Below are 23429 nucleotides of genomic sequence, written 5' to 3' on the forward strand. Positions count from 1 at the left end.
ATTAAAGAATAATAAACTCAGAATAGACAATCATTATAATTATTTGATTTCAAAAAAACAGCTGAGAAATTCTCAACTGTTTCATGTTTTTACGATTTACCGCACTTCTGCATTGACTTTTTCTTCAAGTGAAGCTTGGATTTTTTCCATGTAGCGTGCGACTTCTTCATCCGTCAAGCTATCTTCTGGATTTTGGAAGGTCAAACTGTAGGCCATAGACTTCATGCCAAGTCCTAGTTTTTCACCGGAGAAGACGTCAAAGAGTTTGATAGCTGTTAAGCGTTTCACGCCAGCAGCTTGAATGGCATCGACTACCTCTTGGTGAGTCACTTCTGCTTTGAGGAGAAGGGCGATATCACGGCTCACAGCTGGGAATTTGGTGATTTCCACAAAGGCTGCGGCTGGTTGAAGAGCTGCTTCAATAGCAGATAAGTTCAATTCTGCCACATAGGTTTCTGGGATATCATAAGACTTAGCTGTTACAGGATGCACTTGCCCCAAGACCCCAATCACCTGGTCACCAAGTGAGAGCAAGGCTGTACGTCCTGGGTGGAGACTCTTGATTTCTTGTGTTGCTGTATAAGTCACTTCAAGACCCAAGCGAGCAAAGAGGGCTTCCAAGATTCCCTTAGCATAGAAGAAGTCAACTGGAACAGCTGGAGTTTGGAAGTCTTTTTCAGCAACTAAACCTGTCAAAGCAAAAGCAAAGCTGTTGATTTCATTTGGCAAGTCTTCTTTTGGATTGCCTGTCTGTTCAAAGACTTTTCCGATCTCATAGAGGGCCAAATCTTTGTTCTTACGCGCTACGTTGTAGGCAACTGTATCTAAAATACCTGAAACCATATTTTGACGGAGGACTGAACGATCCACAGTCATTGGCCACATGAGCTCTGTTAAATTGCTTGGCGCAGTCGCAAATTCAACGGCTTTTTCAGGAGTTGTTAAAGCATAAGTGATGATTTCTGTCAAACCAGCCCCTTCAGCAATAGTCCGAACCTGACGACGTAATTTTTGTGTCGCTGTCAATTCACCGGCTGTCCCGTCATCTTTTGGAAGGGTTGCTGGTAATTTGTCATAACCATAAATCCGAGCAATTTCTTCAAAGAGGTCCGCTTCGATAGTGATGTCCCAACGGCGACGAGGAACGCTCACTGTGAAGCTTTCTGCATTTCCAGAAAGGCCAAAACCAAGACGACGGAAGACATCTTCGACATCCGCGTAGGAAAGCTCTGTTCCAAGGACACGGTTCACGTCTGCAAGAGTAGAAGAAACTTCTACATCAGAAGTGTCCAACTGTCCTGCTGAAACAATGCCCTTACGCACGGTTGCACCAGTCAATTCAGCAATCATGCTTGCTGCCGCATCAAGGGCTTCATTAACAGTTGCCACGTTGATGCCTTTTTCAAAACGAGAAGATGATTCAGAACGAAGGTTGAGGCGACCGCTGGTCTTACGGATCGATTTGCCATTGAAGACAGCTGCTTCAAGGACGACACGAGTAGACTTTTCAGAGATTTCTGTAGCCTCTCCCCCCATGACACCTGCAAGGGCTACTGCTTTGTCAGCAACCGTAATCACGAGGTCACTTGTTTCCAACTCACGCTCTTCCCCATCCAAGGTCACTAATTTCTCACCAGCACGCGCTTCACGTACACGGATATCAGTTCCTTCAAAGGTATCCAAGTCAAAGGCATGCATAGGCTGACCAAAGTAAAGCAGGATATAGTTGGTCACGTCAACCACATTATTGATGGGACGGATACCTTCATTCATGAGGAGGTTTTGCAACCATTGTGGACTTGGTGCAATGGTCACATTGTCCAAGATACGAGCTGCATAATAAGGAGCCTTGTCTGTATCAATGCTGACTGAAAGAGCATCTGCTGCAGCTTGGTCTGTTTCGGTCAAGGTAAAGTCTTTGAAGTTGACTGCCTTGTCATAGATGGCTGCTACTTCATGTGCTACCCCACGCATCGAAAGAGCATCTGCACGGTTTGGAGTGATAGAAAGCTCGATGATTTCATCATCCAAGTCTAGATAGGAGAAGACTTCCTCACCTGGAACAGCAGTTTCAGGCAAGATTTGGATGCCATCTGCAAATTCTTTCGGTACAACGGAGTCAGAAATCCCTAATTCACCAAGTGAACAGATCATTCCGAGCGACTCCAACCCACGGATTTTCCCTTTTTTAATCTTGTAATTATCTGCGATGCGAGCACCTGGAAGAGCCACCATCACCTTGATGCCTGCTCGCACATTTGGTGCTCCACAGACGATTTGACGCGCTTCTTCTTCACCCACATTAACTTGGCAGACATGCAAGTGTGTTTCGGGTACATCTTCACAAGACAAGACTTCACCGACGACAATTTTTGAGAGACCAGCAGCAGGTGATTCCACACCTTCTACCTCGATCCCTGTGGTTGACATTTTTTCAGCCAACTCTTCTGATGGCACATCCACGTCCACCAATTGTTTTAACCATTTATATGATACTAACATAATTCCGATCATAAGATCCCACTAGGTGAGATCTTCTCAATTCCTTTCTCTCAATTTGAACCCACAATTAAGCTTACGGATTATCCTTCAAATGCTTGCGCAACAACCAGTCTGTATCCACGGTATCTCCGGTGATATACTGGTGTTCACTAAATCGTTCAAATCCAAAGCGGTAGTAAAAATCTTGCGCCTTAAAGTTGCGTTCCCATACACCTAGCCAAGCCCACTCAAAGCCACGACTCTTGGCTTGATCCAGCGCAAAGGTAAACATTTCCTTGCCGAAACCAGCCCCTTGACATTCCTTCTTGACATAGATCCGTTGGATCTCAAAGGACTTATCCATCTCTACTGGCTCGGTCTGCGCCTGACCCCAGTTGATCTTGAGAAAACCACAGATTTCTTGATCTTCATTGAGGACAAAATAGGTTTCAGATTCTGGATCTAGCAGATCCTTCTCGATTTGCTCCAAAGAGAGCACAGTAGAGAAGTAATCTTCCAAATCTTCCTCAACAATATAGGGACCAAAGGTATCCCCATAGGTTTCCACTTCTAGGTCACGTAAGGTCTCTAATTGATCGATTTTTACTCTAACTAACATGATTATTTAAACTGTTCTGAGAAGCGAACATCTCCTTGATAGAAGCCACGGATATCATTGATTCCGTAACGAAGCATGGCCACACGCTCTTGACCAAGTCCAAAGGCAAATCCTGAATAGATTGTTGGATCAATCCCACTCATCTCAAGGACCCGTGGGTGAACCATACCGGCTCCCATGATTTCAATCCAACCAGTTTTCTTACATACGTTACATCCCGCTCCACCACATTTGAAGCAAGAGACATCGACCTCAACAGATGGCTCAGTGAATGGGAAGTAAGAAGGACGCAAACGGATTTGACGTTCTGCACCAAACATCTTTTGCACGATCAATTGAAGCGTTCCTTGAAGGTCGGCCATAGAAATGCTTTTCCCAACGACCAAGCCTTCGATTTGATGGAATTGGTGGCTGTGGGTCGCATCATCCGTATCCCGACGGAAAACCCGCCCTGGAGAGATCATCTTCAATGGTCCCTTGCTAAAGTCATGCGCATCCATAGCCCGCGCCTGTACAGGTGAAGTATGGGTCCGAAGCAAGATTTCTTCTGTGATATAGAAGGTATCCTGCATATCCCGCGCTGGGTGATCTTTAGGCAGATTCATCCGTTCAAAGTTATAATAGTCTTGCTCCACTTCAAAGCCGTCAACGACTTGATACCCCATCCCGATAAAGATATCTTCGATTTCTTCACTGGTTTGGGTCAAAATATGACGGTAACCACTAGCAACTGGACGACCTGGAAGGGTCACATCGATGCTTTCGCTAGCTAGTTTAGCTTGGACTTTCTTTTCTTCCAAGAGTTTGGCTGATTCTTCAAAGGCAGCCGTCAAGACATCACGGGCTTCATTGACGTGTTTTCCAATAACCGGACGCATCTCAGCAGAGACATCCTTCATCCCTTTAAGAATTTCCGTCAGAGATCCTTTCTTCCCAAGAACAGAGACCCGTAGTTCTTGCATCTCTTTTTTATTTTCAGCAGAGATCTGCTTCAAGGCTGCCAGCGTTTCTTCTCGAAGCGCTTTTAGTTGTTCTTCAATCGTTGACATATTTCCTCCATCATGGTCCACCTACAGACATAGAAAAAAACCGCGTGCCAACACCCTCATTCGGAGCGTTGACACGCGGTACCATCCGTTTTTTATCTGTAAACCAGACCTTAATTTCTAAATCCTTGCGCAAGTGAATTCACCCAGCTTTCATGCAAAGAGCTTTCAGTCACGGCTCTTCTCCCTGTCGCACTTCCCTTGAGGTACTAGTCTTGCAGATTTCTATTCAATTACTATCTAGTTTATCAGATTTTTAGTTAAAAAACAAGTTAGATGAGACTAATTTCAATAGAAGAAGGAACAGGACGTAATGCATTATCTATTTGCCTGGTCGGTTTCATCTGCATTCCTTTTCAATAGAAGAGTTGCTGCTTGGTTAAAACCATCACACCAGTTATACCATTTTGCTTCATACTCATCTTGAGGTAAGATACGATTTTTTAAATCCAAGACAGAGTCTATCTTTCTTTCCTCGCAAGCTTGCGCATAGAGAGCATACAAGTCATCGCCACCATCTCTATCAAACTCAGCAGAAATCGTATCCCGACCTGCCAATAAAGCCTGATAAGCCCTGTGATGCCCGTCTGTAATCAAGAAGCGATTTCCAAATGTAAGAATACTAATTGGATCCATATTGATGATTTCTGCCGACTGATCAAGCATCTGGATAGCTTGTAACTTCTTTTCTGATAAGTATAGTTGGGTCGGATGAAGGTCTGTTATCTTAACTTCCATATCTTTCTCCTCTACCATGAGTAACATAGTTGGTTGTGAGCACTGTAGATATTGTTAAAGGTCACGATTTTAAGACCTGCCAAAGCCAAATTCCCCTGCCATTCTTGTGATTCGTTTTCTTTTTATTTAATGACTTGTCCAGCATCTTTCAAGACAGATTCTGGAATAGTAATGCCCAATTCATCTGCGACTTTTTTATTGATGACAGATTTTCCTTGGCTAAAGATTTCAACAGGTGTGTCTGCAGGTTTTTGACCTTTCAAGATCTTCGCAGCCATTTTACCAGTTGCTACCCCAAGATCATGTTGGTCGACAACGACTGAACCAAGGCCACCAGCTTCTACCATGGCTGTCGCACTTGGGAAGATTGGTTTTTTAGCATCTTTATTGGCTTCAACAACAGTTGAGAATGCTGATGCGATGGTATTGTCGATTGGAACCCAGATAGCATCCACTTTACCTGACATAACCGATACTGTTGAAGCAATTTCGTTTGTAGAAGGAACTGAATACGGAACCACCTTGTAGCCTGCTTTTTCAGCCAATTTTGTAAATTCTTCTACTTGAGATTTAGAATTGTCTTCACTGGTTGAGTAAAGAACCCCGATTGTTTTTACGTTTGGAGTCAACTCTTTGATCAATTTCAACTGTTGCTCAGTAGGATTGTGGTCAGATACCCCAGTGATATTGCCACCTGGTTTTTTCAAATCTTTGACCAAGTTTGCACCGACTGGATCGGTTACAGCACCCATGACAATTGGTTTGTCTTTGGTTGCACTAGCCAAACCTTGAGCAGATGGGGTTGCAATCCCAATCAAGACTTGATTATCTTTTTCTGCCAATTGCTTACTCATAGTTGCAACCTTGTTTTGGTCCCCTTCTGCATTGAGGAAATCAATGTCCACTTTGTCCTTGTCATAGCCTTCTTCAGCTAGACCATCTTGAATCCCCTTGTAGATCAAATCAAGCGAAGGGTGGCTGACCAACTGCAAGACCCCAACTTTTGCCTTTTCATTGCTAGTTGCTGCCTTGTTGTCCTTACCAGCTGTAGCTGAATAGATCGCTGTCCCAATGACTGCTGCTGCAATCAAACCAATAATTCCCATTAACCGTTTATTTTTCATTTTACTACCTCTTCTATTTTTTCATTTTCTTCTATTTTTCATCCTCTAAAGAATGCGACGCCATCGTTTCTTCATATCTTTTCTCCCTTCTCATCTAAAACAAAAAACACGCCCACACATAGCAAAAGCTATGTGAGGACGTGTCATCGCGGTGCCACCTCACTTATGGGAAAAGGATAGTCTCCCCCCATATCTCTGTCTTGTCTAGCAACAAGTTGCACGATAAGGTGTGCCAACCGAATTTTTATTGTTTCAAATTCATCTCATCATTAGTCCAATTTCATAAACTGCCGCTACCCACTCTCAGCAACCGTGGGCTCTCTTGAAACTTTCATTTACTACTTTTCTAATTTCTTACATTTTAAAGTTTTCTTTCAAAAAAGTCAATACTTTTTCAGTATTTTTTTGGAAACGTTCGCATTTTCTATATTACATCCCCTTGCTTCTTTCTGGGATTTCCGCTCTATTTTTGATATAATTTACTAGAATAACAGCTAGAATGATGAGGAATCCCATGTCTTTTGATGGATTTTTTTTACACCATATGGTGCAAGAATTGAAGGCCGAACTCTTAAGTGGTCGCATTCAAAAAATTAATCAACCTTTCGAGCAAGAATTGGTACTCCAAATCCGAGGCAATCGGAAAAACCAAAAACTCTTACTCTCTGCCCATTCTGTTTTCGGACGGATCCAACGGACCCAAACCAACTTTGAAAATCCTGCCTTTCCTAATACCTTTATTATGGTCATGCGTAAATATCTTCAAGGCGCTGTCATCGAAGGGATTGAGCAATTGGAGAACGACCGGATTCTCGAAATCCGTGTCTCCAATAAAAACGAAATTGGAGATGCCATTTCTGTCAGCTTAATGATCGAAATCATGGGCAAGCACAGTAATATTATTCTCCTAGACCGGACCAGCAATAAAATCATCGAGGCCATCAAACATGTCGGCTTCTCACAAAATAGCTACCGGACCATTCTTCCTGGATCAATCTATGTAGCCCCTCCGAAAACAGACGCGGTTAATCCTTTTACAATTGGAGATGAAGCCCTTTTTGCCCTTCTTCACAAAGAAGAGTTAAGCCCAAAGAACCTTCAAAAATGTTTCCAAGGTTTGGGGCGAGATACGTCTCAAGAATTGGCCAAGCGACTTGAGACGGATGAAAAATTAAAAACCTTCCGTGCCTTTTTCCAAGCTCCAACTGAGCCACGCCTAACGACCAAATCCTTCTCGGCTATTCCCTTTGAAGATGCCACTAGTCAAACCTTTGAGACACTTTCCGATCTGCTAGATGACTATTACCGAGACAAGGCTGAGCGCGATCGGGTGCAACAACAGGCTAGTGAATTGATCCGCAAGGTCGAAAACGATCTTGAAAAGAACCGAAAAAAATTAGCCAAACAAGAAGCGGAGTTAGCGGCGACCGACAATGCGGAAGAATTCCGCCAAAAAGGAGAATTACTGACCACCTTCCTCCATCAGGTACCAAACGACCAAGACCAGGTTGTCCTGGACAATTACTATACCAACGAACCCATCACCATCCAACTCAATAAGGCTCTGACCCCCAACCAAAATGCGCAACGCTACTTCAAACGCTACCAGAAGTTAAAAGAAGCCGTTAAACATTTGACCATCCTCATTCAAGAAACCAAGGAAACCATTTCTTATCTTGAAACGGTTGAAACGGCCCTTTCTCAAGCGAGCCTGGCTGAGGTGGCAGAGATTCGTGAAGAGTTAATCCAGACCGGCTTTATCAAACGGCGCAACCGAGAAAAAATCCATAAACGGAAAAAACCAGAAAAATACCTGGCTAGTGATGGCAAAACCATCATTTTAGTGGGTCGCAATAATCTGCAAAACGATGAACTGACCTTTAAGATCGCTAAAAAAGACGAGCTCTGGTTCCATGCAAAAGATATCCCGGGAAGTCATGTCGTCATTACAGGAAATCTAAATCCATCGGATGAAGTGAAGACCGATGCTGCAGAGTTGGCCGCCTACTATTCCAAGGCCCGTCTCTCAAACCTGGTCCAAGTAGATATGATCGAAGCTAAGAAACTCAATAAACCAACTGGTGGAAAGCCCGGCTTTGTCACCTACACAGGCCAAAAGACTCTGCGGGTCACCCCAGAAGAAGAAAAAATCAAAGCCATGAAACTAACGGACTGATTTCAAATATAAAAGGTTGAGCGACGCTCAACCTTTTAGAATGTAGACAAATTGTTCTACGTATGCTGAAAAAAATGAGGTCTACTTTTAGGATCATTCAACATATATTGAAACTTTCCGCCGTGAGAAAAGTGCTAGAAACAATCTTGTTTCTAGCACTCGGGAGTTTTGGAACCTTAGGTCCAAAACTAAGTCATGGAACTTCTTTGAAGTTCGCTGACGTCCGTTCTCACCTAAGGAAAGTTTCTTAAATAACATTATCTTCAATACGAAAGGTTGAGCGATGCTCAACCTTTTTATTCTGCTTTATTGATGTCTTCTTTGACCTCATCAACATTGAATTTAGCAAAGAGGTACTGACGGTCTTGAACTGGGAAACGTTGATCCAGCTGATCGATGGCCCCCACCTCTACAATTCCTTCTGTGATGACAAAATCCATGACATGGCCACCAAAGGTGTGGTCATCTGAGATAAAGTGCAAATGATAACCAGCCACGCTCACGCCATGGAAAATTTCTGGTGTCCAAAAACCGACGATGGTTCCAGTGACATTTTCTCGTGTATACTCTGGCTGATGGGTTGCAACCTCTGCAAACTTCATCTCTGGTGTTGATTTTGGAATCATACGGACATGCATCTTGGCAAAGTCACCATGAATCTTAATGGAGCGGAAAAGATTTTCCCCATCATAATAAGACTCAATACGAGCTTCCAATTCCTCGTCTGTCATTTCAAAACGTTGGCGGAAAATCACTTCTGCTTGGTGAGGAACGACTGCTGCATAAGGAACCTTGGCATCCGGAGAAACTTCAACAATTTCAGGATGGTCGCCAGATCCCTTGGCCTGATATGCCTTACCATCTAATACGATCAACTCTCCATCAATAGAATCCAGCGTCCCAATTCCGAGGTTCCCATGTTCTAAGAGTTCTCCTATCGTAAATGACCCCCCGTACAGACCCGCCATTAGGGCACCTAAGGTATTATATTGAAAAAGTTTCACTGGTTCCATGTTTTTCTCTCCTCATTCTATCTTCTACCAGTATACCACAAACTATTCCGAATCTTCACGATATGGTTTTGATTAGAGGCTATCATAGAGGGTTTGCATCTGCACATCGTCTGGTACGATCGCCAAATACTGATTAGCCACTTCACGCGCCTTCGTCACATCTCCAGCCTCACGCAACAAATAAACATAGGCTTCGAGGAATTCTGGGTTGTCCTTTAAATCCTCATAGAGCTCTTGGTAGGCTGAGACGGCCTCTTCTGTTTTCTCCAAGGCAGCCAAAGCACGGGCAATGTTCCAACGGGTGACAACCGTTTCGACTTCTTCATTTTGCCAATCCAAGACTTGGTCAAAGCGTTCCTGTTCCAAATAAAGGGTGGTCAGGCGAAGAGCAATCTCTTCTATATCATCTGCCACTTCTTTAGCCTCTAATAGATAAGCTTCTGCTTGCTCAGGTTGGTGGAGTTCATAAGAAAGCTGAGAAGCAAGGAGCTTCAATTGGGCATCAAATGGATTCTTCTGGATCCCTTGTTTAGCAATCTCAAGCGCTTTTTCACGGTCATTTTCAGCCTGTAAAGCCAAGGCATAACCATACTCATAGCCCTCAAAATCAGGCGACAAGGTATCAATTTGTTTGTAGTAGATCAGGGCTTTTTGGAATTCTTCTTGGTCAGACAATAGGGTCGCTAATTCGTAAGCAATCTGGTCATCAAACTCAATCTCCAGAGCTTTCTCTAAGAAAGGAACAGCTGCTTCAAACTTACCAAGATTGGCATAGGCAAAACCAATCCGTTGATAGGTGGAAATTCCTGTTGCTTCCAAAATCTCCCGATTGTCTAACTGGGCATACTCTTGGATAGCCTCTTGATAGCGTTCCAATTCCAGATCAATTTCAGCTAGCCCTAATTGAATGATCGGATCATCAGACAAATGAGCAGCTTCAACTAATTTTTCACGCGCTACATCTGCTAGGCCTTCCATCTGATAGAGATCCGCCTTAACCAAGAGACTGGCCACATACCAGTTTGATTCAGGTCCAATTTCTTCTAAATAAGCAAAGGCCTCTTCCATTTGGCCTTCCTCTGCAAGGATGGTTGCTAAACTCAAATACACTTCTGGATAGGTTTCTGCAATCTGTTCGTAAACCTCTTTTGCCTGAGGGTAAAAACCGATACTTTCAAGATATTGACCTAAATCCAATAATTGTGCTTCACTATCTTCTACCAAGGCCTGTTGAAATTGAACTTCTGCCTCTTCTAGCTCTTGCCGATCGAGAGCTTCTACCATTTGTTGACTATGACTCACTGTGTGTTTCCTCTTCTATTTCATTGTGTTCTTCATACAAGCCACTGACGACCTTATACCATTCAAAGATAGCTCCGATCACCACCTTAGCAGATGCATAGACTGGAATTCCAAGGAAAACTCCCCAGATTCCAAACATAGATCCTGACGTCAAGAGCACAAATAAAATGGTAATCGGATGGATATTTAACTGGCTTCCCAAAACCAACGGTGATACAAAACGTCCTTCAATGGTTTGCTCCACTGCAAATACAATCAAGACCTTGATAAACATCTCTGGCCCTGCTACCAAGCCCAATACTAAGGCAGGTAACATGGCTAAGAAACTACCCAAGTATGGGATCAAATTCAAGATCCCTGCAGAGATCCCTAGTGTCACCGCATAGCGCAAGCCAATGATCTTAAAGAAGATGATGAACATAATGGCGACGACAATGGCTACCGTAATTTGCCCTCGAACGTAGTTGGAGAGTTGGGTATTGACATCTGAGAGAACCTGTTCAGCCGATTTACGAATCTTAGTCGGTAAAAAGCGAACAATGTGGCCCTTTAAATTTTTTCCATCTCGAAGAAGATAAAAGACAATAAAAGGCATGATGATCAAGGCAACAATAACTTGCGAAGCCACTCCGATCAAGTTGCTGACCCAATTGACAGCCCGCCCAGAGATCGAACTGGCCCAAGAAGTAATGTTTGCAGACAATTCCTTGGTGATCTCATCTAACTGAGGTTTGATATCAGAGGAGACGCGATTATCTAGAAAATCATCGATGGTTGCATTGGCCTTTTCCAAATAAGTTGGCAGGTTATGAAAGAAACTCACCACTTGTCGTTGGACAGCTGGAATCACGACAGCCAGACCCCAGATTAAGAGGACTGCAATCAAGAAAAAGACTAAGGAAATCGCATAAATCCGCTTAAGACCTTTTCTTTCAAGAAAGTCGACAATAGGATTGAGCAAGTAATAGAGCAAACCAGAAATAATGACTGGCAGCATGACAGCTCCTGCAAACTCAAAAATCGGAATAAAAATAAAGGTGATCTTACTCAAGACCAAGAGATTCAGACCCAAGAGCAAGGTAACTAAAAATACGGTAATAGCCTTGTTGTCTAAAAACCATCTAAAAAACCAGGACATACTAAACTGTTTTTCTTTATTATCCACGGAAAACTCCTTTTCATTTCAACATGTATCTATTTTAGCATTTTTTGAGCGTGAAGTTACGAAAAAACTAGTAAAATCAGAAAGACTACTCCCTTCTTCAACTAGCAATTGCCTTCCAATAGGACCTTTGATATAATAAACCTAACAAATCTTACGAGGTGATCTATGTCTCAATCAATTTATTTCGGTACCTATACCAAAAAAGAATCCAAAGGAATTTACAAGGCACAATTCGACCCTGAAACAGGGGCATTGAGCCATCTTGAACTAGTGGTAGCTGAGCCCAATCCAACCTATATAGCTTTTTCTAAAAAAGGCAATCTTTATAGTGTCGGAGCTGAAGATGGAAAAGGGGGAATCGCTAGTTTTACAGCCGATTTTCAGCCGCTCAATCACGTTGTCGAAGAAGGGGCTCCACTCTGCTATGTCTCTGTCGATGAAAACCGTCAACTAGTCTATGGAGCTAACTATCACAAAGGGCAAGTTCTCGTATATAAGCTAGAGGCAGATGGGCGTTTGTCCTTTGTCGATCAGGACACTCACCAAGGAAGTGGTCCCCACGCCAATCAAGCAAGTCCTCATGCTCACTATGCAGACCTTACGCCAGATCAGTACCTGATCACGTGTGACCTAGGAACAGACAGTTTGCATGTCTATGATGTCAGTGAGGAAGGAAAACTTACCCTGATCAATCAGTACCAAACAGCTCCAGGTGCAGGACCTCGTCACCTTGTCTTTCATTCCCACTACAAGACTGCTTATCTCATCAATGAATTAAATGCTACAATCGACGTCCTCTTTTATGACGGCATGGGTGAATTCGAACACTTCCAAACCGTCTCTACTCTTCCATCCGACTACGAGGGACAAAAATGGGCATCAGCCATCAAGCTCTCAGCCGATGGAAAATTCCTTTATGCATCTAACCGTGCTCACAATTCCATCGCTGTCTTCAAAGTTGTGGCTGATGGCAGCATAGAACTGATTGAAATTGTTCCAAGTCAAGGGCTCAATCCACGTGATTTCACACTTAGTCCTGATCAAAACTATTTGATCGCAGCCCATCAAGATTCACCAAACGCAAGCGTCTTCAAGCGGGATCTAGCTAGCGGAAAATTGACCCTTCTATCCGACGACTTCTATGTTCCAGAGGCAGTTTGTACGGTTTTTCATTAAGTCGTTTTAGTTGTCAAAGCTCTAAAAAAATGATTAAATAAATGAGAAAAAGGCGCAAGCCTGATTTCATAACTTATATTTTAGGAGATCCAAGCATGAATCCAATGGACTTATTTAACCAAGTAAAAGAAATGATCGAAAAGAAAGATTTCGACGCTGCAAAGAAATTTGTTGAAGACAACAAAGACAACCTCGGTGACTACCTTGAACAAGCAAAAGGGCTTCTTTCTGGAAATGAAATGGTCAGCGGTGCCTTGGACAAAATCAAAGGCTTGTTCTAATAACACGACTCCTCAACGCTGTAGTTGAGGAGTTTTTGTTTGGCTCGATAACAAAAAAATCCTTGAGAAAACTCAAGGATCTTTTTAGTCTAGTAAACTAGCTTATTTCTTAAGGTTGTAGAATGATTTCAATCCACGGTATTCAGCTACTTCACCAAGTTGATCTTCGATGCGAAGCAATTGGTTGTATTTAGCGATACGGTCTGTACGTGAAAGTGAACCAGTCTTGATTTGTCCTGCGTTTGTTGCAACTGCGATATCAGCGATTGTTGAATCTTCAGTTTCACCTGAACGGTGTGATACAACGGCAGTGTAACCAGCTTCTTTCGCCATTTCGATAGCGTCGAATGTTTCAGTAAGAGTACCGATTTGGTTAACTTTGATAAGGATTGAGTTAGCAGCACCTTCTTCGATACCTTTTTCAAGGTAAGAAGTGTTTGTTACGAAGAAGTCGTCACCAACCAATTGAACTTTACCACCAAGGCGTTCAGTAAGAGCTTTCCATCCGTCCCAGTCGTTTTCGTCCATACCATCTTCGATAGTGATGATTGGGTATTTGTTTACCAATTCTTCAAGGTAGTCGATTTGTTCAGCAGCAGTGCGGACAGCAGCTCCTTCACCTTCGAATTTAGTGTAATCGTAAACTTTACGTTCTTTATCGTAGAATTCTGATGATGCACAGTCAAATCCGATAAATACGTCTTTACCTGGAACATAACCAGCAGCTTCGATAGCAGCGATGATAGTTTCTACACCATCTTCAGTTCCGTCGAAACGAGGAGCGAATCCACCTTCGTCACCAACGGCAGTTTCAAGACCACGACCTTTAAGGATTTTCTTAAGTGCGTGGAAGATTTCAGCACCCCAACGAAGAGCTTCTTTGAATGTAGGTGCACCCGCAGGTACGATCATGAATTCTTGGAAAGCGATTGGAGCATCTGAGTGAGAACCACCATTGATGATGTTCATCATTGGAGTTGGAAGAACTTTAGTGTTGAATCCACCAAGGTAGCTGTAAAGTGGGATTTCAAGGTAGTCAGCAGCAGCACGAGCTACAGCGATAGACACACCAAGGATTGCGTTTGCTCCCAATTTACCTTTGTTAGGAGTACCGTCAAGAGCGATCATTGCACGGTCAATAGCTTGTTGGTCACGAACATCGTAGCCGATGATTGCTTCAGCAATGATGTTGTTTACATTGTCAACAGCTTTTTGAGTTCCAAGACCACCGTAACGAGATTTGTCACCGTCGCGAAGTTCTACAGCTTCGTGTTCACCAGTAGAAGCTCCTGATGGAACCATACCACGTCCGAAAGCACCTGATTCAGTATAAACTTCTACCTCAAGTGTTGGGTTACCGCGTGAGTCTAGGACTTCGCGAGCGTAAACATCAGTAATAATTGACATTTCTTACTCTCCTTATTGAGTTATATTTTTTACTCCTCTATCATATCGTAATTAGGCTATTTTTTCAAGAAAAAACAAGGAAATCTACGAAAATTGAGAAGTTTTTAACAAGAAAACGGTTCCAGTTTCTTTTTTCTTCTATCTTCCCATCATATTTAATTTTTTAGCATTCCTCTACTCTTCCGCTTCGCTTTATGCTATACTATGCTTATGACAGATATTAATAAAACTATTATGGAAAAAGCTGCAGGGCCTACTCGGTTCAATCCGGATGAGCAGCGTCGATTTTTGGAGACTTATGAGGAGCGGGTGATTGCTTCATGCACCTTGAAGGAGGCAAGGGACAAGATGTACCTGGAGCAGTATTCGACAATCCTCACTGATATTTCAGATCGCTTTCATCCTGTTTTGGTCAAGATCTCCCCAGTTTTAGATGAAAGCAGCCAGCTACAATATTTGAAAAAAACCAAGGATCTTGGTCTTGTAGCAAGCATCGTTTCGGATGACTGTCGCCACTCTCCCTTTGGTCTCATCATCCATACTGATCATCCATCTGGAATTTCTCCAACCGATATCAGCCTCCAGTATCCAAATTTGTTTGAAAAGAAAGAAGAGAGCACAGCACCTGAAAAAAAATCATTTTGGAAACGCCTCTTTGGCTAAAGAAAGAACCAATTGAAAAGGAATTTCCTTCTCAATTGGTTTTTTAGTTTGCTTTCATTTTCAAAAGGTTCCCAATATTTCGAGCGCAAGAAATCAGATTCCTTTCAGCATGAGCGAGTGCATCTGCTACCTCACAAGGACCAGGTACGATAGAGAAGGCAGCTTCAATGTGATGACTAGGTAAAGCAGGCAAATCCTCCGCTAAGCTACCACAAATAGCAAGCACTGGGATCTTCTCTGGCGTTCGTTTGGCTACCCCGACAGGAGCTTTTCCAGACAGAGATTGGAGGTCCATCCTACCTTCTCCCACGATGACCAGATCTGCTTTTTGAACCTTACGATCGAAGTCGATTAGATCCAAACTTTTCTCAATTCCTGATGAAATCTGACCTCCCGCAAAAGCGATCAAGCCTGCAGCCATGCCACCTCCAGCTCCAGCGCCAGCCATAGACAAGATTCGGGGATCAACTAGCTGGTAAAAATCCTGCATAGCCTGGTCGACAGCTGGAAACAGAAGGGGATTCAATCCCTTTTGCCCACCAAAGATATAGGTTGCTCCTTGACTGCCACAGAGAGGATTGGTGACATCCGTTAAGACCTGGAGCTCGATGCCTTGTATAGCTTTTGGAACCGCACTGGTATCTATTCTAGCCACACGACCGATCGAAGCACCTACAGGACGAAGCAGATGACCTTGGTCATCATAGAAGGCTACCCCTAATCCGGCTGCCATCCCAATCCCACCATCATTGGTCGCCGAACCACCAATTCCCACACAGATCGTTTTAACCCCTTGGTCAACCAATTGCAAAATCAGTTCACCAATTCCTCGTGTCTCTAGTTCTAGTGGATTGCGTTTCTCAGCTGGGATAGAGCCTAAGCCAACAAGAGAGGCCATCTCAAAAAATGCCATCTCATCTTTTTGGTAGTAAGCCATTGAAACAGGCTTCCCAAATGGTCCTGTTACCTGAGTATACTTCTTGGTTAAATTTAGAACGACAGCAAGTGTATCCATGGTTCCTTCGCCACCATCCCCTATGGGAAGGAGGTCAAAAGTTGCATCTGGTAGAGCCTCTTGAAATCCTTTTTTTAAGGCTTCTGCTACTTGTTTGGCGGATAAGGATTCTTTAAATGAATCCGGTGCTAGTAGGATATGCATGCTCTTTCCTTTCTGTGCCTATCAATAATGTCCAACACCAATCTCAAATCTCTTTTCTCAATTCGGTAAGGGGTTTGTGCAGATACAATTGGCTTTGCCATAAAGGCAATTCCAATTCCAGATGCTTTTATCATGAGAAGATCATTGGCACCATCCCCAATAGCGATGGTCTGATCTAGCTCTATGCAATGTTCCTTTGCCCAGGTCAGCAGGGTCTCTTTTTTCTTTTTAGATGTGACAATCTCACCGAGAACTTTCCCTGTCAGACGGCCATCAAAAGTCTGCAAACGATTAGCACGAACCAGATCAATTCCTAAAGACCTCGCGATAGGATCGATGACTTCATGAAATCCCCCTGAAACAAGGCCAACCTTGTAACCTCTTTGATGAAGTTCCGTGATTAAGATCTTAGCTCCCGGTGTAACGTCCATCTGCTCTATAATTTTCGGAAAAATAGAGGCCTCTAATCCCTTCAATAAAGCGACACGCGCCTCTAAAGATGCTGAAAAATCCAGCTCGCCATTCATTGCTTGTGCCGTGATCTCTGCTACTTTTTGTCCCACGCCAGCTTCTTGAGCTAGTAAATCAATTCCTTCTTGTTGGATCAAAGTTCCATCTACATCCATAAGGAGGAGACCTGTTACTTCTTTCATCGCTTTCCTTTCTTATTTCTCCCTTACTATACAAAAATAGGGTTTAAATTTCAAGTTTCAATGATGATTTGAAGATAAAAAAATGACCTCCTAAAAGGTCATTTTTCTGTTATTAGAAGCGAATTTGCTCCCGAGTTTTTTCATAGGAAGTAACAAAGCGATCGGTTACACCAGCTTCTACCATTTCCAAAGCATCTGAGATGACTTTGAAGGAAGCTGCATAGTCATATTCTCTTTCGAAAATATAGAGTGACTCGTCAAAGGCTGCCTGCACATGATCATCAAAGGAACGATAGCGATTTGAGTATTGCAACAACTGCTCTGTTAAAGTCGCATTTTGCACAATACGATAAGTTGCTTCTTCCAATTCATTCATGTCGTTAGTTAAAATTTCCAACAAACGATTGGTTGATTCAATGTTAATTTTTTCGCCTTCTAATTCATCCATCAAAGCTTCTGTATTGTTGCTTGCTGTGAAGAATAGCTCTAAGAATTCCTGTGGAATTCCTGGCAAGTTGCGCTTGTCCATATAGCGTTTAATAGCATGCAAACGATTTGCATAGATATTTGCTTTTTGGCGAGCATTGGCATCGTCTTTTTCAATTTTTGAAAGAGATCCACTTAAGTTGATTTGCTCATCTTCGATTTCTTTCAGACGAGCCTCAATAGCTTCCAACTCTTCTTCCATGATGGAATAGGCTTTTTGAGTTTCAGATGAATCTTTCAAGGCATCTTCTACCACATTTTCTTGTGAAGATAGCTCAGCTTCCAACTCTTTTAACTGTTGGCTGAAGCCTTCATTCAGGACAAATGTTTTACCAAGACGTTCCACTTCTGCCGCAAGATTGCTGTTATTATCTTTTGCATGTTTTAAATAGCCAGGCAGTTGTTTCACTAACTTCTTCACAACTTTTTGTGATTCAATTTCACGTGTAAAGATGTGATACAAAGAATCAATTTCTTCCTGAATTTGTTCATTTTCATAAATGGCATTGTCCAATTCAAGGGCAGATACATTGGCCATATTGTTCTTCAAGGAAGCATGCAACTGTTGGAAACGGGATTCAATATCTGTCTCAGTGAAGTGGTAGCCAGATTCCAAAAGTTTGCGGTAGCCACTTTCTAAATCCTCCAATTGATCTGGAAGTTTTGACTGAAGGGCAGTGACAATTTCTGGCACTCGTTCAACAATTTGTTTTAAGGCTACGATATGATTCTCAGCTGTATCTAGGATTTCAGCCGCTTCAACAGGGTCACCTGAAGAATTCAAGGTTACAAATTGTGAAAACTCAGCTTGGATATTTCCAATTTGTTTTTCAATTTCAGGAAGAGCACTACCATAACGTTCTGGGTCCGAAGTAACTTCTTTTTGAAGTTCCTCGAACATATCTAAGGCATGAACTACACGACCGCTATTCTTTTGTTCCTGCTCTTCAAGATCAGAAAGGGCTTTGCGAATCGCCTTGATATCTTCGTCGATCAATTGGATCTGACTTTCGATATTGTCAATGGCTTGTTTGGCCTTCATGAAACGGAAAGAATTATTATAGCCTTCCGCTTCAAAGAGATTGTTTTCGATATCAGCAAATGAATTCAAGGATAAATCTACCCATTTTTGATTCCATTCACGAAATGCAATTTGACTTTGACCAATCAAATGCATGTTTTTTACAGCCTCTACTTCATCGTTGACTGGAAGGTTGTATAATCTTTCTTTTCGTTCTTCCAGTGCTGCCAGTAAGGCTTCATTTCGTTTTCTCAAAATTACTGCAACCACATATCCGACAATCAAGATAAGGGCTACAACAAAGATGAGAGCAATTAGTCCACTAGACATATAAAAACTCCTTCATCGTATTACTTGCACGTAATCCTTGTCATTATACCATAAAATATCCATTAATGGGAAGCGTTCAGTAAATTTTATACATCGAGTGTACTATATTCAGCATTTTCTTCGATGAATTCACGACGCGGTTCCACCCGATCCCCCATCAACATATCAAATATCTTATCTGCTTCCGCAGCATCGTCTACTGATACCCGTGCCATCAAGCGGTGTTCTGGATTCATGGTTGTTTCCCACAATTGGTGATCATCCATTTCTCCAAGACCTTTATAACGTTGGATGGTTGGTTTTGAGCGACCTTCTGAATAGCGTTCCAAAGCTGCAGCTAATTCGGCTTCTTGGTTGGCACCAGGTTGGATATATTCTTTGATTTCACTACCGACTTTGACCCCATAGATTGGTGGTTGCGCAATATAAACATATCCCGCTTCCAAGACTGGTTTCATATAGCGATAGATCAAGGTCAATAGAAGGGTTCGGATATGAGCGCCATCGACATCGGCATCGGTCATGATGACTAATTTTTGATAACGCGCTTTTGTAACATCAAATTCTGCACCAAATCCAGTTCCCATAGCAGTAAATAAACTACGGATCTCTTCATTGGCTAGAATTTTATCCATACTTGCTTTTTCAACGTTCAAGATCTTACCACGGATTGGTAAAATCGCTTGGAATTCCCGATTTCGACCAGATTTTGCAGATCCACCGGCTGAATCCCCTTCGACGATGAAGAGTTCTGTTTCTTGTGGGTTGTTTGAAGAACAGTCTGCCAATTTACCAGGCAGGTTAGAAATCTCAAGTCCCGATTTCTTACGGGTCACCTCACGCGCTCGCTTAGCAGCTACGCGAGCTTTCGCCGCTAAAATCCCTTTTTCAACGATTTTCTTAGCAATTTGCGGATTTTCCAAAAGGAAATCAGAAAAGGCATCACTAAAGAGTCGATTGGTAATCTTAACAACTTCTGAATTTCCAAGTTTGGTCTTGGTTTGTCCTTCAAACTGTGGATTTGGATGTTTAACAGAGATCACTGCTGTTAGGCCCTCTCGAACATCTTCCCCAGTTAGATTGTCTTCGTTTTCTTTTAAGAGTTTATTTTTCTTAGCGTAATCATTGATCACACGAGTGAGAGCTGTACGGAAGCCCTGTTCATGCGTCCCACCTTCATGGGTATGAATGTTATTCGCAAAACTCATGACCGTCTCATGGTAGCCTGTGGTATATTGCATAGCTACTTCAACGGTAATATCATCCATTTCACCATCTGTGTAGATGGGTTTATCAAAGATGACATCTTTGTTTTCATTGATGTATTCGACGTAACTAGAGATCCCACCTTCGTAGTGGTAATGCTTTTCTTGCTCCAAGCCTTCTCGCTTATCCGTCAAAGAAATACGCAAGCCACGATTCAAAAAGGCTAACTCTTGAATCCGTTTATTTAATTTTTCAAAATCATACTCGGTGGTTTCCGTGAAGATTTCTGGGTCTGGAATAAAGTGGACGGTTGTCCCTGTCCGATCTGTCTCCCCGATGACTTTCAAATCATCCACAACTTGTCCACGACGATACTCTTGGTAATGGATACTGCCGTTTTTATAGACGCGAACATCGAGGGATGTGGAAAGGGCATTGACAACAGATGACCCTACCCCGTGAAGACCACCAGAAACCTTGTAGCCACCTCCGCCGAATTTTCCTCCCGCGTGGAGCACGGTAAAGACAGTTTCAACGGCAGGTCGACCCGTCTTTTCTTGGATATCCACTGGAATTCCCCTACCATCATCGACAACCGTGATCGAATTGTCTTTTTCAATGAAAACTTCAATATGGCTAGCAAAACCGGCTAAGGCTTCGTCAATCGAGTTATCTACAATTTCCCAGACCAGATGATGAAGACCTTCTTTTGAGGTAGATCCAATATACATCCCCGGACGCATGCGAACGGCTTCTAGTCCTTCCAAGACCTGAATCTGACTGGCATCATATTCTTGCGCTTGAATTTCTTGCTGTTTATCCTCTGTCATAATTTCCCTTTTCTATTCAAATATAAACTGGTGTAAGTGGGGCATGGTATCAAATAAATAAGTTGTCAGCCCTGCCGCCTTCCCAGCTTCTATATCGATCGGACGATCTCCAATGACCAGACCATCTTGAATGCCATATTTTTCTTTCAAATAGAGCATCGAGGTTGGATCTGGCTTGCGAGGAAAGCCCTCGTCTGCTGTTACAATCTCAGTAAAGAAGGGAGCAATGCCCGTCTGATCAATAAGGGTCAAAACTTGGCGATCTCGATGAGATACCAAAAAATGACGTCCTCCATGTGCTTGAATCTCTTCTAGTAACTCTTTTGCTCCATCAAATAAAACCGGATCTTGCAAACCTAAGGCTTCTTTTTTCTTGTATTCCGTACGAAAATTAGGAATATGAGGCGCAAAGGTATGGATAGCATCCTGTGTTGAGATTTTTAACGCTGCATAAACAGAATCATGATCGGCTTGGATGTGAAAGTCCTTCAATGTCGCTACAAAGGCATTTGTGGACGTTTCGTAATTATCCAAGAGCGTTCCACCAAGATCCCATATAAAATCATGATAATTCATAGTCAATATTATACCATAAATGAACAAAAAAAATAAGCTAAAACCCTCATTTAGGGGGGATTTTAGCCAGTTTTTAAAGTCATTTTGTTTCAAATCAAAGAGAGGGCTTTTTCTGTCATAAAATGTTATCTTTCAGCAGAAAAATGGTGTTCAAAAGAACCCTTTTAGGCATCTCCAAAGACGTCTTGATAGAGCATTCCATGACGAAGGCTTTGGGCATCTCCTCCAAAATGATCCACCAAGGTATAAGCTAAGGCTAGCGCAGTTGAAGGTCCGCGACTGGTGATGAGATTTCCATCTGTTACTACAGTTTCTTTCTGATAGTGTCCATCTTGAATCTCTTCTTCAAAACCATCGTAAGACGTATAGTTTTTATCTTTTAAGAGGCCAGCGCGAGCCAAGACAATTGGCGCTGCACAAATCGCAGAGATGGTTTTCCCTTTGCCACTTTCTTGTTGAAGAGCTGTAATCAATTCTTCATTATCCCTCAAATTCGCTGCTCCCGGCATTCCACCGGGTAAGAAAATCCCATCATAATCAGATAAGTCTCCATTCCACAAGCGGTCAACTTCAACTGTGATCTGGTGAGAACCTGTGACTGTTTCTTCCATACCAATCAAGTCACAGTCGATCCCAGCACGTCTCAAAACATCGACAATTGTTAAGGCTTCAATTTCTTCAAAACCGTTTGCTAAAATCGTTGCTACTTTTTTCATTTTCATTCCTTCTTTCTAACTATTGCGCCTTTTTAAGGACTACTTTTTTACGGATTGGAACCTCTTCTTCTGGTCCTTTCTTTTTACTACTATGATTATATATTGAGAGTACTAGACCAATACCAATCAGATTACTAATAATAGAGGAACCTCCTTGTGAGATAAAGGGGAGAGGAATCCCCGTCAAGGGGAGAAGGCCCGTTACCGCTCCGACATTTTCAAAAATATGAAAGACCAGCATCATAATAAATCCAATAGAAATATAGGTATAAAATTGGTTGTTGGACTGGAGGGTGATTTTTAAAATACGGTAAATCAGGGACACATATAAAATCAACAGCACAAGAGCTCCAACAAAGCCAAAGTCTTCTGCTACTACTGTAAAAATCATATCACTTTCCCTTACGGGAACCAATAAATTAGAGACATTAAATCCTTGACCAAAGAGGCCACCACTGGCAATGGCTAGCTGTCCTTGCGCCTGCTGGTAGGTGGTTGTTTGTGCATAGTCAAAAGGATTTAACCAGGCTAAAATACGGTTCATTTGGTAGGTTGGCATCCCTACTTGCTGGTGCAGAAAAGCCCGACCCCCTTCTGATAGAAAGAGAAAGAGAAATCCTGCTAACCCACCTGCTAGAAGCAAGATGACCGGCAAGATTATTTTCCAAGAAACTCCTGAAACGAGCACTAAGCCCGCAAAGATGGCCAAGAATACTAAGGCTGTTCCCAAGTCATGCTGGAGGGCCAATAAGGCAAAGACTGGGATGGTATAGATGATCAACTCTAAAATCAAAAACCAATCTTGTCGTAACAATCGCTCACGTCCCTTATTTCTTTGAAAAAATCGGACAATGGAACGTGACAGCATCAGAATGAAGGAAATCTTCATAAATTCTGAAGGCTGAAATAAGGTGATGTTCCCATAAGCCACCCAGTTTTTAGCACCAGTCGAAGCCACCAAGTTGAGATTATAAAAAACAAGAGGAAGAACCATCAAGGCCAAACCTAATAGATAAAGAAAGGGTGTGATTTTCCAAAGAAATTTCGTACTAAAAATCGTTACAATCAGGCAAATAACACATCCCACACCAATCCAAGCCAATTGCTGCCCCAAAAAAGGCCAAACCATTTTGGGATAATCATGAGAAACCGCCACATAAACGGATAAGATCCCAATCATAAGTAGGGTGAAGACAATCCCAATGATCGAATAATCCAGGTGGATTGTCCAAAAATGATTTTTCTTCATTCACGTTCCTTT

General features: G+C 42.5%; 20 protein-coding genes. 4 read left to right on the plus strand and 16 right to left on the minus strand.

The genetic code is table 11. The annotated features are described in order from the left end of the window. Nucleotides 1-96: 96 nt before the first annotated feature. From pheT to trpX, 5 genes are all read right to left on the minus strand, one after another. A complete protein-coding gene (gene pheT, locus I2F76_RS08405) occupies nt 97-2502 on the minus strand; it encodes a phenylalanine--tRNA ligase subunit beta (protein ID WP_195487688.1) in 2406 nt (801 codons plus the stop codon). A 73-nt stretch (nt 2503-2575) separates the two neighbouring features. Beyond that, nucleotides 2576-3100, minus strand: a complete 525-nt coding sequence (locus tag I2F76_RS08410; RefSeq protein WP_031574518.1) for a GNAT family N-acetyltransferase — start codon at nt 3098-3100, stop codon at nt 2576-2578. 2 nt (nt 3101-3102) lie between these two features. Further along, a complete protein-coding gene (gene pheS, locus I2F76_RS08415; protein WP_031574521.1) occupies nt 3103-4149 on the minus strand; it encodes a phenylalanine--tRNA ligase subunit alpha in 1047 nt (348 codons plus the stop codon). Nucleotides 4150-4464: 315 nt separating this feature from the next. Continuing rightward, nucleotides 4465-4884, minus strand: coding sequence for a chromosome partitioning protein ParB (locus tag I2F76_RS08420; protein WP_195487646.1), 420 nt, complete (start codon nt 4882-4884; stop codon nt 4465-4467). Between the two features lie 122 nt (nt 4885-5006). Beyond that, nucleotides 5007-6008: a tryptophan ABC transporter substrate-binding protein gene (gene trpX, locus I2F76_RS08425; protein WP_031574527.1), complete on the minus strand. Its 1002-nt coding sequence runs from the start codon at nt 6006-6008 to the stop codon at nt 5007-5009. Nucleotides 6009-6522: 514 nt separating this feature from the next. Here trpX and I2F76_RS08430 point away from each other — a divergent pair. After that, nucleotides 6523-8184 carry an Rqc2 family fibronectin-binding protein gene (locus I2F76_RS08430; RefSeq protein WP_045759654.1) on the plus strand — a complete coding sequence of 554 codons (1662 nt, stop codon included), beginning with the start codon at nt 6523-6525 and terminating at the stop codon, nt 8182-8184. 296 nt (nt 8185-8480) lie between these two features. Here the strand turns inward: I2F76_RS08430 and budA are convergent, their stop codons facing one another. The 3 genes from budA to I2F76_RS08445 form a co-directional block, all read right to left on the minus strand. Further along, nucleotides 8481-9197, minus strand: coding sequence for an acetolactate decarboxylase (gene budA, locus I2F76_RS08435; RefSeq protein WP_195189484.1), 717 nt, complete (start codon nt 9195-9197; stop codon nt 8481-8483). Nucleotides 9198-9269: 72 nt separating this feature from the next. Continuing rightward, complete coding sequence (locus I2F76_RS08440; RefSeq protein ID WP_195487647.1) at nt 9270-10499, minus strand: tetratricopeptide repeat protein; 1230 nt, start codon at nt 10497-10499, stop codon at nt 9270-9272. Then, nucleotides 10489-11664, minus strand: a complete 1176-nt coding sequence (locus tag I2F76_RS08445) for an AI-2E family transporter (RefSeq protein ID WP_195487648.1) — start codon at nt 11662-11664, stop codon at nt 10489-10491. The genes I2F76_RS08440 and I2F76_RS08445 overlap by 11 nt, the downstream gene beginning before the upstream one ends. A gap of 165 nt (nt 11665-11829) precedes the next feature. On the opposite strand from I2F76_RS08445, the gene I2F76_RS08450 reads away from it, so the two are divergent. Both I2F76_RS08450 and I2F76_RS08455 read left to right on the plus strand, forming a co-directional pair. Next, nucleotides 11830-12840, plus strand: coding sequence for a lactonase family protein (locus I2F76_RS08450; RefSeq protein ID WP_195487649.1), 1011 nt, complete (start codon nt 11830-11832; stop codon nt 12838-12840). A 95-nt stretch (nt 12841-12935) separates the two neighbouring features. Continuing rightward, nucleotides 12936-13121 (plus strand): hypothetical protein, encoded by a 186-nt coding sequence (locus I2F76_RS08455; RefSeq protein ID WP_195487650.1) that lies wholly within the window; start codon nt 12936-12938, stop codon nt 13119-13121. 102 nt (nt 13122-13223) lie between these two features. On the opposite strand, the gene eno is transcribed toward I2F76_RS08455, so the two are convergent. Next, entirely contained in the window at nt 13224-14528 is a 1305-nt protein-coding gene (gene eno, locus I2F76_RS08460) for a surface-displayed alpha-enolase (RefSeq protein ID WP_003018962.1), read from the minus strand. Nucleotides 14529-14738: 210 nt separating this feature from the next. Here eno and I2F76_RS08465 point away from each other — a divergent pair, with 210 nt between their 5' ends. Beyond that, nucleotides 14739-15191: a DUF1694 domain-containing protein gene (locus tag I2F76_RS08465; protein ID WP_195487651.1), complete on the plus strand. Its 453-nt coding sequence runs from the start codon at nt 14739-14741 to the stop codon at nt 15189-15191. A gap of 43 nt (nt 15192-15234) precedes the next feature. On the opposite strand, the gene I2F76_RS08470 is transcribed toward I2F76_RS08465, so the two are convergent. From I2F76_RS08470 to I2F76_RS08500, 7 genes are all read right to left on the minus strand, one after another. Continuing rightward, nucleotides 15235-16350, minus strand: a complete 1116-nt coding sequence (locus I2F76_RS08470) for a glycerate kinase (protein ID WP_195487652.1) — start codon at nt 16348-16350, stop codon at nt 15235-15237. Beyond that, nucleotides 16335-17003, minus strand: a complete 669-nt coding sequence (serB, locus tag I2F76_RS08475; RefSeq protein ID WP_195487653.1) for a phosphoserine phosphatase SerB — start codon at nt 17001-17003, stop codon at nt 16335-16337. The genes I2F76_RS08470 and serB overlap by 16 nt, the downstream gene beginning before the upstream one ends. Nucleotides 17004-17115: 112 nt before the next feature. Then, a complete protein-coding gene (gene ezrA, locus I2F76_RS08480; protein ID WP_195487654.1) occupies nt 17116-18840 on the minus strand; it encodes a septation ring formation regulator EzrA in 1725 nt (574 codons plus the stop codon). 86 nt (nt 18841-18926) lie between these two features. Next, nucleotides 18927-20876 carry a DNA topoisomerase (ATP-hydrolyzing) subunit B gene (gene gyrB / locus I2F76_RS08485; protein ID WP_195487655.1) on the minus strand — a complete coding sequence of 650 codons (1950 nt, stop codon included), beginning with the start codon at nt 20874-20876 and terminating at the stop codon, nt 18927-18929. Nucleotides 20877-20888: 12 nt separating this feature from the next. Further along, a complete protein-coding gene (locus I2F76_RS08490; protein WP_195487656.1) occupies nt 20889-21452 on the minus strand; it encodes an HAD-IA family hydrolase in 564 nt (187 codons plus the stop codon). Nucleotides 21453-21616: 164 nt separating this feature from the next. Further along, nucleotides 21617-22168: a DJ-1 family glyoxalase III gene (locus I2F76_RS08495; RefSeq protein ID WP_195487657.1), complete on the minus strand. Its 552-nt coding sequence runs from the start codon at nt 22166-22168 to the stop codon at nt 21617-21619. A gap of 19 nt (nt 22169-22187) precedes the next feature. Further along, on the minus strand, nt 22188-23417 hold the full coding sequence (locus I2F76_RS08500) for an FtsW/RodA/SpoVE family cell cycle protein (RefSeq protein ID WP_195487658.1): 1230 nt from the start codon (nt 23415-23417) through the stop codon (nt 22188-22190). Nucleotides 23418-23429 lie beyond the last annotated feature (12 nt).

It is taken from the genome of Streptococcus parasanguinis, from assembly GCF_015557775.1.
Classification (GTDB): domain Bacteria; phylum Bacillota; class Bacilli; order Lactobacillales; family Streptococcaceae; genus Streptococcus; species Streptococcus parasanguinis_AA.

Excerpts from the sequence above, each read along its gene's own strand:
- pheT (WP_195487688.1), bottom strand. The coding sequence starts at position 2,502 with ATGTTAGTATCATATAAATGGTTAAAACAATTGGTGGACGTGGATGTG.
- I2F76_RS08410 (WP_031574518.1), bottom strand. The coding sequence starts at position 3,100 with ATGTTAGTTAGAGTAAAAATCGATCAATTAGAGACCTTACGTGACCTA.
- pheS (WP_031574521.1), bottom strand. The coding sequence starts at position 4,149 with ATGTCAACGATTGAAGAACAACTAAAAGCGCTTCGAGAAGAAACGCTG.
- I2F76_RS08420 (WP_195487646.1), bottom strand. The coding sequence starts at position 4,884 with ATGGAAGTTAAGATAACAGACCTTCATCCGACCCAACTATACTTATCA.
- trpX (WP_031574527.1), bottom strand. The coding sequence starts at position 6,008 with ATGAAAAATAAACGGTTAATGGGAATTATTGGTTTGATTGCAGCAGCA.
- I2F76_RS08430 (WP_045759654.1), top strand. The coding sequence starts at position 6,523 with ATGTCTTTTGATGGATTTTTTTTACACCATATGGTGCAAGAATTGAAG.
- budA (WP_195189484.1), bottom strand. The coding sequence starts at position 9,197 with ATGGAACCAGTGAAACTTTTTCAATATAATACCTTAGGTGCCCTAATG.
- I2F76_RS08450 (WP_195487649.1), top strand. The coding sequence starts at position 11,830 with ATGTCTCAATCAATTTATTTCGGTACCTATACCAAAAAAGAATCCAAA.
- I2F76_RS08455 (WP_195487650.1), top strand. The coding sequence starts at position 12,936 with ATGAATCCAATGGACTTATTTAACCAAGTAAAAGAAATGATCGAAAAG.
- eno (WP_003018962.1), bottom strand. The coding sequence starts at position 14,528 with ATGTCAATTATTACTGATGTTTACGCTCGCGAAGTCCTAGACTCACGC.
- I2F76_RS08465 (WP_195487651.1), top strand. The coding sequence starts at position 14,739 with ATGACAGATATTAATAAAACTATTATGGAAAAAGCTGCAGGGCCTACT.
- I2F76_RS08470 (WP_195487652.1), bottom strand. The coding sequence starts at position 16,350 with ATGCATATCCTACTAGCACCGGATTCATTTAAAGAATCCTTATCCGCC.
- serB (WP_195487653.1), bottom strand. The coding sequence starts at position 17,003 with ATGAAAGAAGTAACAGGTCTCCTCCTTATGGATGTAGATGGAACTTTG.
- ezrA (WP_195487654.1), bottom strand. The coding sequence starts at position 18,840 with ATGTCTAGTGGACTAATTGCTCTCATCTTTGTTGTAGCCCTTATCTTG.
- gyrB (WP_195487655.1), bottom strand. The coding sequence starts at position 20,876 with ATGACAGAGGATAAACAGCAAGAAATTCAAGCGCAAGAATATGATGCC.
- I2F76_RS08490 (WP_195487656.1), bottom strand. The coding sequence starts at position 21,452 with ATGAATTATCATGATTTTATATGGGATCTTGGTGGAACGCTCTTGGAT.
- I2F76_RS08495 (WP_195487657.1), bottom strand. The coding sequence starts at position 22,168 with ATGAAAAAAGTAGCAACGATTTTAGCAAACGGTTTTGAAGAAATTGAA.
- I2F76_RS08500 (WP_195487658.1), bottom strand. The coding sequence starts at position 23,417 with ATGAAGAAAAATCATTTTTGGACAATCCACCTGGATTATTCGATCATT.